General features: G+C 68.8%; 12 protein-coding genes. 5 read left to right on the forward strand and 7 right to left on the reverse strand.

Features of this window, described 5'->3' with window-relative positions; genetic code table 11:
- Positions 1 to 138 precede the first annotated feature (138 nt).
- Positions 139 to 795 carry a cutinase family protein gene (locus ACFV2O_RS36445; protein ID WP_379256307.1) on the reverse strand — a complete coding sequence of 219 codons (657 nt, stop codon included), beginning with the start codon at positions 793 to 795 and terminating at the stop codon, positions 139 to 141.
- A 147-nt stretch (positions 796 to 942) separates the two neighbouring features.
- Positions 943 to 1941 (reverse strand): zinc-binding alcohol dehydrogenase family protein, encoded by a 999-nt coding sequence (locus tag ACFV2O_RS36450; RefSeq protein ID WP_379256322.1) that lies wholly within the window; start codon positions 1939 to 1941, stop codon positions 943 to 945.
- A gap of 197 nt (positions 1942 to 2138) precedes the next feature.
- Between ACFV2O_RS36450 and ACFV2O_RS36455 the strand changes: the two genes are divergently transcribed.
- Together ACFV2O_RS36455 and ACFV2O_RS36460 are read left to right on the forward strand one after the other, a co-directional pair.
- On the forward strand, positions 2139 to 2777 hold the full coding sequence (locus tag ACFV2O_RS36455) for a TetR/AcrR family transcriptional regulator (RefSeq protein WP_379256309.1): 639 nt from the start codon (positions 2139 to 2141) through the stop codon (positions 2775 to 2777).
- Complete coding sequence (locus tag ACFV2O_RS36460) at positions 2774 to 4453, forward strand: FAD-binding dehydrogenase (RefSeq protein ID WP_355078515.1); 1680 nt, start codon at positions 2774 to 2776, stop codon at positions 4451 to 4453. The genes ACFV2O_RS36455 and ACFV2O_RS36460 overlap by 4 nt, the downstream gene beginning before the upstream one ends.
- Before the next feature lie 3 nt (positions 4454 to 4456).
- Here ACFV2O_RS36460 and ACFV2O_RS36465 read toward each other — a convergent pair whose 3' ends face one another.
- The 3 genes from ACFV2O_RS36465 to ACFV2O_RS36475 all read right to left on the reverse strand — a co-directional run bounded on the left by ACFV2O_RS36465 (position 4457) and on the right by ACFV2O_RS36475 (position 6690).
- Positions 4457 to 5353: an expansin EXLX1 family cellulose-binding protein gene (locus tag ACFV2O_RS36465; protein WP_379256311.1), complete on the reverse strand. Its 897-nt coding sequence runs from the start codon at positions 5351 to 5353 to the stop codon at positions 4457 to 4459.
- A gap of 196 nt (positions 5354 to 5549) precedes the next feature.
- Positions 5550 to 6287: an IclR family transcriptional regulator gene (locus ACFV2O_RS36470; RefSeq protein WP_355081430.1), complete on the reverse strand. Its 738-nt coding sequence runs from the start codon at positions 6285 to 6287 to the stop codon at positions 5550 to 5552.
- Between the two features lie 142 nt (positions 6288 to 6429).
- Entirely contained in the window at positions 6430 to 6690 is a 261-nt protein-coding gene (locus ACFV2O_RS36475) for a three-helix bundle dimerization domain-containing protein (RefSeq protein ID WP_379256313.1), read from the reverse strand.
- A gap of 251 nt (positions 6691 to 6941) precedes the next feature.
- On the opposite strand from ACFV2O_RS36475, the gene ACFV2O_RS36480 reads away from it, so the two are divergent.
- Together ACFV2O_RS36480 and ACFV2O_RS36485 are read left to right on the forward strand one after the other, a co-directional pair.
- Positions 6942 to 7418: a nuclear transport factor 2 family protein gene (locus ACFV2O_RS36480; protein WP_379256315.1), complete on the forward strand. Its 477-nt coding sequence runs from the start codon at positions 6942 to 6944 to the stop codon at positions 7416 to 7418.
- A gap of 73 nt (positions 7419 to 7491) precedes the next feature.
- On the forward strand, positions 7492 to 8544 hold the full coding sequence (locus ACFV2O_RS36485) for an aminotransferase class V-fold PLP-dependent enzyme (RefSeq protein WP_379256317.1): 1053 nt from the start codon (positions 7492 to 7494) through the stop codon (positions 8542 to 8544).
- A 486-nt stretch (positions 8545 to 9030) separates the two neighbouring features.
- Here ACFV2O_RS36485 and ACFV2O_RS36490 read toward each other — a convergent pair whose 3' ends face one another.
- Positions 9031 to 10104, reverse strand: coding sequence for a diacylglycerol kinase (locus ACFV2O_RS36490; protein WP_379256318.1), 1074 nt, complete (start codon positions 10102 to 10104; stop codon positions 9031 to 9033).
- A gap of 1 nt (position 10105) precedes the next feature.
- On the reverse strand, positions 10106 to 10897 hold the full coding sequence (locus tag ACFV2O_RS36495) for an SDR family oxidoreductase (RefSeq protein ID WP_379256320.1): 792 nt from the start codon (positions 10895 to 10897) through the stop codon (positions 10106 to 10108).
- Between the two features lie 98 nt (positions 10898 to 10995).
- Between ACFV2O_RS36495 and ACFV2O_RS36500 the strand changes: the two genes are divergently transcribed.
- A complete protein-coding gene (locus ACFV2O_RS36500) occupies positions 10996 to 11877 on the forward strand; it encodes a helix-turn-helix domain-containing protein (protein ID WP_379256321.1) in 882 nt (293 codons plus the stop codon).
- The last annotated feature ends 113 nt before the right edge of the window (positions 11878 to 11990 follow it).

Raw genomic sequence — 11990 nt, forward strand, 5'->3', positions numbered from 1 at the left:
CCCCAATACACCAACACCCCCCCATATGCTTTTTGTTTTTTTTTTGGGGGTTCTTTTTTTTTAATATTCCCGCGGGGGGGGGGGGGGCCCCCCCCTCGGGGGCGCCCCCCCACCCCGCGGATTTCCCGTCTCGGGATGTCACATCCGGTCTACCGCGAACTCCACGGCGGGCCACATGGCCCACCGGTAGTCCGTGTGCGCGGCCGGACGGATGCCGCCTTCGCACACCGGATCACCACTCGCGCAGTAGTTTCCGGTCCGCCCGGCGTATCCGTCCGGCACGTTCCAGCCGATCAGCCGGATCGGGTCGCCGAACAGCAGCACCGCCGCCACCCGGGATTCCAGATCTCCGGGCAGCGAGTAGATGCCACCGAGCACGGTGACGATGCCGGTGCCGAGCACCCCGTGGGTGACGACGGCTCCTTGCGAGAAGCCGACCAGGATGAACCGCTGGTCCGGGCAGTTCGCCGCTTGCCACATCAGGTGCGCGGTCATGTCCTGGGTGCCGCGGCTGATCGAGGAAGGATCGAGCAGGTCGGCGGGGTAGTCCACCCGATAGGCCTGCGAATCGACCGGAAGCGCTTGCCACAGTGCGTCGTACAGCGGATCGCCCACCACCGAACCCAGATACCCGGGTTCATGGGTGCCTCTGGCGACGACGACGTCGACCGCCGCACAGGACGCGGCCCATGCGTGCATTCCCGTCGCAGCCCCGAAACCCGCGACGATCAGTAGCACGGCGAATGCCCTTACTACACGCCACTTCTCGAACTGGATTACCTTCCGGTTGGCCATCGTACTCACCTACTCACGCCGTTGTGAGACAGCCGATCGACACTTGTCAGTGACAATTACTCGGCTATATCCGCGAAGGTAAGAACGGCTCAGGAGGCCGTCAAGGAACTCCATCCGACCGATACGGAGTCAGCGCCGAATCGTGTTCTACGGCAGGAGAACCGCCGCACCGGCAAATCGTCCGTGCGCGAGATCGGCCAGCGCCCGATCCGCCATGTCCAGGGAATACCCGTGCGTGGTCAGATGTATCCGGTGTTCGCCGGCGAAAGCCAGGAATTCGCGGGCATCCGCGCGGGTGTTCGCGGTCACCGAGCGAATCTCTCGTTCCTGGAACAGATGCCGTTGGTAGTTCAAGGCGGGAATGTCGCTGAGATAAATACCGGCGACGGCGAGGATCCCGCCGCGATCGAGCGCCGCCAGCGCGGGCGGCACCAGCTCACCGACGGGGGCGAACAGGATCGCCGAATCCAGCAGCACCGGAGGCGGATCCGCCGCGCCCCGCACCGAGGCGGCGCCCAGCGCGGCGGCGAGCTCCCGCGCCGCCGGATCCCGCGTCATCACGTGCACCTCCGCTCCGCGCGCGGCGGCTACCTGAGCGGCGATGTGGGCGCTGCCGCCGAAACCGTAGATCCCCAGCCGCCCGCCCTGCGGCACGGCGGCCCGCAGCAGCGCTCGGTACCCGATGATGCCGGCGCACAACAGCGGGGCGGTATCGGCATCGGAGTAGCCCGGGGGCAGGCGCAGCGCGTAAGTCGAGGGCACACAGGCGAATTCGGCGTAGCCGCCGTCGGCGTCCCAGCCGGTGTAGGCCGAATGCGGACAGAGGTTCTCCGCACCGCGCAGGCAGAACTTGCACTCGCCGCACGTGTGCCGCAGCCAGGCGATGCCCACCCGGTCCCCCACCGCGAAACCCTCCGCGGCCCTGCCGACCGCGACGACCTCGCCGACGACCTCGTGCCCCGGCACCACCCCCGCGCGGTGCACCGGAAGGTCGCCTTCGGCCACGTGCAAGTCGGTCCGGCACACGCCGCAGGCCAGCACACGCACCAGCAGTTCGCCGGGACCGGGTTCGGGAACGGGTGTTCGCTCCGCGTCCAACGGTCCGCTCTCGATCGGACCCGGCCTGCGCACCCGCCAGCAACGCATCGCGGACGTACCGCTGCGAACCTCGCTCATCGGATCACCTCGCACCGATCGGATCGACACGGATGGGCACCCCGACCGCGTCGGCCGGGCCGGAATCACCCTACTCGGCGAATACGGCCACACGGCCCGGCGAATTCTGATACGTTTCTGTATCGAGTACATTCCTGTATCCAACGCCTCGACCGAGGAGGTGCCCGATGACGTCCGATGCCGTGCAGGCCGCGCCCGCCCGGGTCACCCGCCGCCGCGCCGAAACCAGGAACCGGCTGCTGACCGCCGCCTACGAGGCGTTCGCCGAGGAGGGTTTCGGCCGCGCCACCGTGGAGCGGGTCTGCGAGCGCGCCGGATTCACCCGCGGGGCGTTCTACTCGAACTTCAGCTCGCTGGACGAGCTCTTCCTGGCCATGTGGGAGCAGCGCTCCACGGCGATGCTCACCGAGGCGAGCGCCATCCTGGACGAGATCGCGGCCGAGGGCACCGATGACGTACGCGCCGCCGTCCAGCGACTGGAACGGGCGGTCCCGGTCGACGAGGGCTGGTACCGGATCACCGCCGAATTCACCGCGCACGCCCTGCGCACCCCCGCGCTGCGCCGGGTGATGGCCGCTCGTGAGGAGGCCATCGTCGCGGCGCTCATGCCCACGATCGTCGCGGCGCTCGCCCGCGGCGGCCGCACCGTGCCCGATCCGGAGGCGTTCGGGCAAGCGCTCATCGCCGTCCACGACGGCACCAGCGTGCAGGTACTGATGGAGCCGGACAGCCGCGCCGTGCGCGAGCGCCGCACCGAGCTCTTCCACCACGTCGTGCTGGCCTACAGCACCGCAACCGAAGGATGAACATGTCCCACAGCAGCCCCGAGGCGGACGTCCTCGTCGTCGGCGCCGGGCTGGCCGGCCTGGTCGCCACGCACGAACTGGTCAAGGCCGGTCGCACGGTGCACGTGCTCGATCAGGAGAACCGCAACAACCTCGGCGGCCAGGCGTTCTGGTCGCTGGGCGGGCTCTTCTTCGTCGACAGCCCGGAGCAGCGGCGTCTCGGCATCGAGGACTCCTACGATCTGGCCCTGCAGGACTGGCTCGGCTCGGCCGGGTTCGACCGCGACGACGAGGACAAATGGGCCAGGCAGTGGGCGCAGGCGTACGTGCGGTTCGCGGCCACCGAGAAGCGGGACTACCTGCGCGACCTCGGCCTGCGCGTGACGCCGCTGGTCGGCTGGGCCGAACGTGGCGGCGCCACCGCTGACGGGCACGGCAACTCGGTGCCGCGCTTCCACCTCACCTGGGGCACGGGCCCCGAGGTGGTCCGGGTCTTCGCCGAGCCCGTGCTCGAAGGCGAGCGGCGCGGGCTGGTCCGCTTCGGCTTCCGTCACCGGGTGGACGAATTGATCGTGGAGGACGGCGCGGTGGTCGGTGTGCGTGGCGCCGTGCTCGAGGACACCGATCTGGAGCGCGGTCGCGCCTCGTCCCGCACCGAAGTCGGCGGGTTCGAACTGCGCGCCAAGGCCGTGATCGTGGCTTCCGGCGGGATCGGCCACAACCACGAGCTGATCCGGCGCAACTGGCCCACCGAACGACTGGGCCCGTGTCCGGAGACCATGATCTCCGGCGTGCCCGCGCACGTCGACGGCCGAATGCTGGCCATCACCGAGACAGCGGGCGGCGCCATCGTCAACCGCGACCGCATGTGGCATTACACCGAGGGCATCGTCAACTGGGACCCGATCTGGCCCGACCACGCCATCCGGATCATTCCGGGGCCGTCCTCGCTGTGGTTCGACGCCAACGGAAAGCGGCTGCCCGCACCGTGTTTCCCCGGATTCGATACGAACACGACGATGAAGGAGATCCTGAAGACCGGCTACGACTACTCCTGGTTCGTGCTCACCCAGTCGATCATCGAGAAGGAGTTCGCGCTGTCGGGCTCCGAGCAGAACCCGGACATCACCGGCAAGGACCTCAAACTCACTTTGAAGAGCCGCGTGGCCAAGGGCGCGCCGGGCCCGGTCGAGGCGTTCAAGCAGCACGGCGTCGATTTCGTCGTCGCGGACACGCTGCGCGAGCTGGTCGAGGGCATGAACAAGATCGCGCGCGGCCCCCAGTTGGATTACGACGACCTGGAACGCCAGATCGTCGCGCGCGACCGGGAACTGGCGAACAAGTACGGCAAGGACAGCCAGCTGATGGCGATCGCCAACGCGCGCCGCTACTTCGGCGACAAGGCGGGCCGGGTCGCCAAACCCCACCGGATCCTCGATCCCGCCGCGGGCCCGCTGATCGCCGTCCGGCTCAACATCCTCACCCGGAAGACCTTGGGCGGTCTGCAGACCGACCTGAGTTCCCAGGTGATCAGGCCGGACGGCACGGCGTTCCCGGGTCTGTACGCCGCGGGTGAGGTCGCCGGATTCGGCGGCGGCGGTGTGCACGGCTACAACGCGCTCGAGGGCACCTTCCTCGGCGGGTGCATCTTCTCCGGCCGGGCCGCTGGGCGTGCGCTGGCCGCCAGGCTCACCTGAGCGTTACCGTCGACAGCCGGACGCGACCGTGACGTGCCCTGTCGCGGTCGCCAGCGACGGCGACGACTTGAACGACGGCGCGCCGGAATAGAGCCGGGTGCCCGCCGAGTATCGCCCCGGTTCCACCAGCACATCGGTGATCTCGGCCTCGTTGCCGAAGACGTCCGTCACGCGCGCGGTGAACGGGCCCAGCCCGGCGCCGGAAAGGGTCCAGTAATTGTCGGCCCGTCGGCTGAGCTGTCGCCACGGCCCACCTTCCGCCGGACGAACAGCCGCCTCGCGCAAAGGGTTTCCGGTGCCGCCGAACAGGATGCCGAACCAGGACGCGGACGAATCCTGCTTCACCTCGTAGGTCAGCTCCTGCGCCGGTTGCGGATCGCGGACCAGACGGTAGCCGACCCGCGCCACTCCGTCACGGGGATCGGCGATCCGTTCGAACGCCGCGGCGCTGAGATCCAATTGTCCCGGAGCGCATGCCGGGCAGTGGTCGACCACCAGCGCGCGGACCGACCCCCGTGGGCCCGCGATGTCCAGCAATGCCCCGCAGAGATCGGCGCGCCCGTAGTCGCGGGTCGAAAGCCCGGCATAGTAGCCGTCCGGCGGCAGCTCGCGGAAGGAACACGATGTCCGCGTGCCGAAGACGTAGTAGCGCACCTCGGCGGACATGTCCGGCCCGATCGGCGCGAAAGTCACGGCGGACACGGGAAATCGGGACGGCGAGGACACCTCGTCGAGCGGATGCGCCGCGGCGCAGGTCGGCGCCGACGGCCGTACCAGCCAGACGACCACCGCGACGGTGGCCAGCGCGCCCGCCGCAAACCATAGCCATTCGGAACGGAATGGCCGCTCTTGGATCGGTACCCGGTGCATCGCTTCCCCGACTCCGGCTCGGCTCCTCACGGACTGTCCATCCTGACTCCACCAGGAAAGCAGCCCGGCCGCTCGCGCGCACAGCGAACGAAAATTCTTCACAGTGAAAGGCGGGCAATTCAGCAAGCGCGCCGCTAATTTCGGCCATTCCGCCCGGGGACGACCGCGGCCGATCGGAAATGATCCGGCGGAGCCGGGCGCACCGGTGCCGGGCCGCGCGGTGCAGCTAGAGCCTACGCGCGTGCCGAGGACACAGGGTTCGCCCCGCCTCACGGGCGATCTCGGCCAGCGCCATGGCCAGCCGCGCGGTGTCCGGCGCCACCGCGTCGGCACCGATCAGGCCCGACAGCGACACCGCGGCCACCGCCGCGCCGCGACCGCGAATCGGCACTGCCACGCACGTGATTCCGGGCACGGACTCCTCGTTGTCGACGGCGACACCCTGACGGTTGCGGATGCGGCCGAGTTCGCGATGCAGTTCGGCGCGGTCGGCGAGGGTGCGAGCGGTCAGTTGCGGCAGGCGATCCCGGAAGGACGCCTCCACGATGCTCGGGTCCAGCGTCGCCAGCAGCGCCTTGCCGAGTGCGGTGCTGTGCGCGGGCATCCGGCCGCCGAGCCGGGTGGGCACACTGGCGGCGATCCGGCCGCCGACCTTGTCCAGGTACAACACATCGCGCCCGTCCAGAACGCCGAGATGGCCCACCATTCCGGTCTGCTGGCAGACGTCGTGCAGCAGTGGGCTCACCACATCGCGGATCTCGTTTTGGTCGGCGGCCAGGCCACCCAACTCCAGAGTGCGCAAGCCGAGCCGATAGCCGCCGGGCGCGTGCGCCAGCCAGCGCAGCCGGATCAGCTGGTCGAGGATGCGATGCACCGTGGAGCGCGGCAGTCCGGTGCGCTCGGCCAGTTCGACGAGGGTGAGCGTCGGCGTCGCGCCGTCGAACGCCTCCAATATCAGCGTCATCCGCTCGATCATCGATACCGGGGGCTGGCTCGGTCGTATTGCCTGTCCGGATTCGGTCGGCAAATCCCCCGTCTCGGAATCGGTCATCACCTCGACCGTCATTGCCAACCTCCACGCGCGCTCGCGTAGAGCTTAGAGGCCGCTAAGCGGACCCGTGCGCGGAATCCTCGAGGGCGAACAGCCACTCGCGGGTGTACCGTTCGGCCAGCAGCGGCAAGAAGTTGACGATGGTGGCGTGGTGGGCGACATGGTCGTAGGAGGCCTGGAGATGGTCCTCGATCGCGGCTTCGCTGGCGACGCCGTCGAATTCGTTCTCCAAGCGCCGCGCGGCCGCCTCGAGGGCGAGTTCTTGGTCGAGAGGGGTCTGCCGGTTCGAGTCGTGGGTGGCATGGCGGTCGGTCATCGCAAGATTCCCCTGGTCGTGACGGATCGGTACCCAGGACGCTGTCGTGGCGCACGATAACGCCCGTCATATGGGTACCCGCCCCCCGCCGGTTCGACACCCTCGCCTGCGGCTGAGGTCCCCGATCGGGCCTCCGCTCCGGACGACACAGTTGATCCTCGCGGATCTCGATCCGTCCCTTCGCGACGCCGACTCGCACCAAAATAGAACACGTTCTTGTCTGCGGGGGCCGCGCGTGCCAGGCTCGACAGATGGATCTCGACGCCATCGAAGCCGTCCGCCAGTTGAAGTACCGCTACTTCCGTACCCTCGACCTCAAAGAGTGGGACGAGTTCGCCGACACCCTCGCGGTCGACGCGAAAGGGCGCTACGGCACCCACGCCATGGGCGAGCCGCTGAACCTCGACGGCCGGGACGCCATCACCGCGTTCATGCGGGAGAATCTCGGCCCCTCGGTGGTCACCGTCCACATCGCCAACCACCCGGAGATCGGCGTCGACGGCGCGACGGCCACGGGATCCTGGGCCTTCGAGGACACCGTGCTCGCCACCGAGTACGGGGTGCTGATCCGAGGAGCCGGCTACTACACCGACACCTACCGCCGCGACGACGACGGCAAGTGGCGCATCACCTCCACGGCCTACCGGCGCATCTACGAATCCATGCAGTCGCTGTCGGACACACCCAGCTTCCAGTTGCTGTCCAACATGTGGACGCCCGGTAAGTGACGGGCGGGAAAACGGTCCACTATCCGCCCGGTGGCGCTGGACGGTCCCGCGCCGCCCGGCGGATGCTGCGAACATGCCCTCGCTAGCGCCTGACGAGTTCACTCCCGAGATCACCTACCTGAACACCGCCTCCTTCGGTCTGCCGTCCGCCCGCGCCCTGGCCGCGGTGCGCGAGGCGAGCACGAGCTGGGCCACCGGCCGCAGTGGCCCGACATCCCAAGTGGACCTCCTGGTACCCGACCTGCGCGCGGGCTTCGCCCGGCTGCTCGACGGTGCCACCGCCGATGACATAGCGCTCGGCAGCGGTGTCGCGGGCCTGATCGCACCCGTGGCCGCCGCACTGCCGCCGGGCGCGGAGGTCCTCCTGCCGGAAGGCGAATTCGCCTCGGTCTCGATGCCTTTCGTGTACCGGGACGATCTCGTCGTGCGCTTCGTCCCTTTGGCGGAGCTGGCCGCGCAGGTCCGTCCGGAGACGGAGTTGGTGGCGGTGAGCGTGGTCCAATCCGCGGACGGCCGCGTCGCCGATCTCCCCGAGCTGCGGGCGGTCACCCGGGCCAACAACGCGCGTTTGCTCGTGGACGCCACCCAGGCCGCGGGCTGGCTGCCGCTGCGCTTCGCCGACGCGGACTACTGGGTCTGCGCCAGCTTCAAATGGCTGATCGGCGCGCGCAGCGTCGCGTTCCTCGCCACGCCGCCCGAGTTCGTCCCGCAGCTGCGTCCGATCGGCGCCAGTTGGTACGCCGCCGAGGACCGCTGGGCGGAGCTGTACCGCCCGGCCGCGCTGCCCGCGACGGCACGGCGATTCGACACGACGCCCGATTGGCTCGGCGTCGTGGCGGCGCTGGCGGGACTGTCGCTGATCGAGGAACTCACCGTCGACAAGATCGGCGCGCACGACCTCGAACTCGCCGGCCATTTCCGGGCCGGACTGCGCGAATTGGGTTTCGAGCCCGTCGAGGCGCCCTCGCCGATCGTCTCCGTCCCTGGCGCTGGCGACCTCGCGGCCCGGCTCGAGCAGGCCGAGGTGGTCGCCTCAGCGCGAGGCGGCGGCTTGCGATTCGCCTTCCACCTCTACAACAGCGCCGACGACATCGAGCGGGCACTGTCCGCGCTGCGAGCAGGGTAGTCCCCGCCGCGGCCGCCTACCTGCCCGGCCAGTCGAAACGGGCGAGCCCGAAGTGTTGGCCGAGCAACCGCGCCGACGACATCGAGCGGGCACTGTCCGCGCCGCGAGCCCGGTAGTCCCCGCCGCGGCCGCCTACCTGCCCGACCAGTCGAAACGGGCGAGCCCGAAGTGTTGGCCGAGCAACCGCGCCAACACTTCCGGTCGGCTTCCTGCGTCCGAGTTCGCGACGACGGGGCACTGTCGCCTGCGGGCCGGGTAGCTCCGCGTGCTACCGGTCCGGTCACACGACCGGGCGGGGCCGATAGCGTGACACGCTGTCGCCGACCGACCGGCACGCCGTGCAGCCGGTCGGTCGGTAGGCCGGTCGCCCGGTCGGCAAGCCGGAGCTCATCGATGACCTCGACCGCGCACAGTCCGCGCGGTACGCCGAATAGCCCCGGCCGGGGCCGCCGTGCGATCGGCCAGTAGCTCCGCAGGCCGTGGGGGTCAGCGACCGGGACGCTGCGCGGGAGCGGTGATCAGCGGGAGATCGAGCGCGGTGAGAATTCCGGCGGGCGCCGCTACCACGGCTGGAATCGCGTTGACGATGCGCAGGCCGGTCGCCAGCACGGTCGCGTAGTTGTGATCCCCGTTGCGGCTCGAGGTCACCAAGTCCAACGCGTAATTGGGCTCGCCGGTGATCTCGACCCGGTAGGAGCCCTCCGGGTCCGCCGGTTGGGGCCAGTCCGGGCACAGGTCGGGGCGCAGCCTGGTCACGTGCTCGAGGACCGTGACGGGCACGTCTCCGACCATGCCCCGCACTTCGAAACGCAGTGCCGCCGCGGTTCCTTCGGCGATGTGCCCGGTCGCGATGTCGAACGACTCCGGCGCCGCGATCCGCTCGTAGGATTGCGTGACGGCGTCGAGGGTGACCCCGATCCCGGCCGCGAGCTGGCGAACCGTGCCGCCCCAGGCGAGCGACAGCACGCCGGGCTGCAACAGCATGGGGATCTCGTCGAGTGGCTTGCCGAAGCCCATGATGTCGAACATGACCGCGCGGTTGTCGTAGCTGGCGTAGTCCACGATCTCCAGACAGCGCAGCTGATCGATGCGCAGACAGGTTCCCGCGAGCGCGAGCGGCAGCAGGTCGTTGGCGAAACCGGGGTCGATGCCGTTCACCCACAGCGACGAATTGCCCTGCGCGGCCGCCTCCTGCACCGGCTTCAGCAACTCGTCGGGCAGCACGCCGTAGGGGTACTGGAAGAACACGGGTGCGCACGCGACGACATTGATCCCGGCGGCCAGGATGCGTTGCAGATCCTGTACGGCTTCGAACAGCCGGTTGTCGGTCATGCAGCAGTAGACGACGCAGTCCAGACGCGACGCGAGCAATGCCTCCGCGTCGGTCGTCGCGGCGACGCCGACGGGCTGATCGAGCCCCGCGAGCGTCCCCGCGTCCGCTCCGCTCTTGGCACCGGACACCCACACGCCGGTCAATTCCAGCTCAGGATGGGCGATTACGCCGGCCAAGGCATGCTTGCCCACATTGCCGGTGCCCCATTGCACTACGCGATATGTCATGTCACAGGTCCGGGATCGGAAGGTCGAGGTTGGGAACGATCAAGCCGCCGTCGGGTTCGAGAATCTTGCCGGTGAGATACTTCCCCGCGGGGGACACCAGATAGAGCGCGGCCGCGGCGATGTCCTCCGGTTCGCCGATGCGATGCAGCGGTGTCTTCGACTCCAATTCGGTACGCATGGCGTCGTTTCCGGCGACTACTTCCAGTGCGGAGGTCAGGATCGAGCCCGGCGCGATGGCGTTGACCCGGATACGCGGATTGAGGTCGAGAGCGGCGAGCTTGGTGTAATGGGCCAGAGCCGCCTTGGCGGTGCCGTATGCCGCGAACGCACGTCCGGGGAGCCGCCCCATCGTGGACGTGATGTTGAGAATCGAGCCGCCGCCCGCTGTTTCGAGCATGCGCGGCACCGCGGCGCGGACCAAGGCGTGCGCGTTCGAGACGTTGAAGTCGAAGGCGTCCCGCAGTGCCTGCGGCGTCGTGTCCAGCAGCGGGCACGGCAGTGCGCCGCCCACGTTGTTCACCACGATGTCCAATCGCCCGAAGCGTTCGACCGCCGTCTCGGCGAGTGCCGCTGTGGCCTCGGCGTCGCTCAGATCCGCGGGTACAACGTGGGCCTGTCGCCCGGTGGCGGAAACCCGCTCGGCTACCTCGTCGAGCTGGCTTTTGGTGCGTGCGGCGATGACGACATTCGCACCCGCCTCCGCGAACGCGACCGCTATAGCCGCGCCCAGGCCACGTCCTGCGCCGGTGACTATCGCGACCTGATCATCGATTCGGAACCGTTCCAGAATCATTCACGCTCCTAAGCGGCGACTGACGAATATTCGACAGCATGTGATCTAATATTCGTCATCGTAAGTCGCTCACCGAGCCGGGACAAGGGGTTGCCGCCATGCCGGACCGATCTGCGTCGCCGCCCACGCGGCGCGTCGTCGACATCGTGTCGCTACTGGCGACCTCTGGGGAGCCGATCAGCATCGCGGGCATCGCCGAACGGCTGGGCATCGCGCGCGCGACCGCGACCGCGATCCTGGTCGAGTTGGACGCGGCCGGTTGGGTCGTGCGCGACCCGGCTCGTGGTTACGGCATCGGCCCGGCGCTGGTGGGATTGCACGGCGCCGCGCTTCCACAGGACGTGGGCGAGCTTCTCGCCGGTCTCGCTGCCCGGACCGGCTATGGCGCCACGTTCAGCCGCATCGAGCCGGACCGGCTCACCGTGCTCGACGTCCGGCACGGCGTCGACCGGGTGGTGCCGGGAATCCCGGTGGGACATCGCATTCCGCTCCAATTCCCGGCCGGCGCGAGTGTGATGCCGTGGCGTCCGGCAAAGGAGCAGAATACGTGGCTGAACACCGCCAACGAGGCGGATCAACGCATCGTCGGCGCGCTGCTGGCACTGGTGCGTGAACGCGGGGTCGCGGTGTTCCGGCCGCGCGCCGACGATGCGGGCCTGGTCGACCTGCTCGCCGATCTGCTCGGCGCGGTCGGATCCGAATTGCTGCGACCGCATCTGCGTACGCGCGCGCTACGCCAGCTCGCCGCGCTCACGTCCCGGCCTTTCACGCGGGCGGAGCTGGATTCGGATGAGTTATTGCCGCTGAGTTATCTCGCGGCCCCGGTTTTCGATGCGAGCGGCACCGCGGCCTACGAAGTTCAGCTGGGGCCATTGCAGGTGGCGACGACGCGCGTGGAACGCGATGAATTCGTCGATGCGACCCGCAGCGCGGCAGCCGAATTGACGAACGCGCTCACCGCCGGTCGGCATGGAAAGTAATTCTGGGCATAAATGACAAAAGGCCCTCGACGGTGTCGAGGGCCTTTCGTGAAAGGATGTTCCGGCGGTGTCCTACTCTCCCACACCCTGTCGAGTGCAGTACCATCGGCGCT

The organism is Nocardia sp. NPDC059691, assembly GCF_042733915.1.
Lineage (GTDB): Bacteria > Actinomycetota > Actinomycetes > Mycobacteriales > Mycobacteriaceae > Nocardia > Nocardia sichangensis.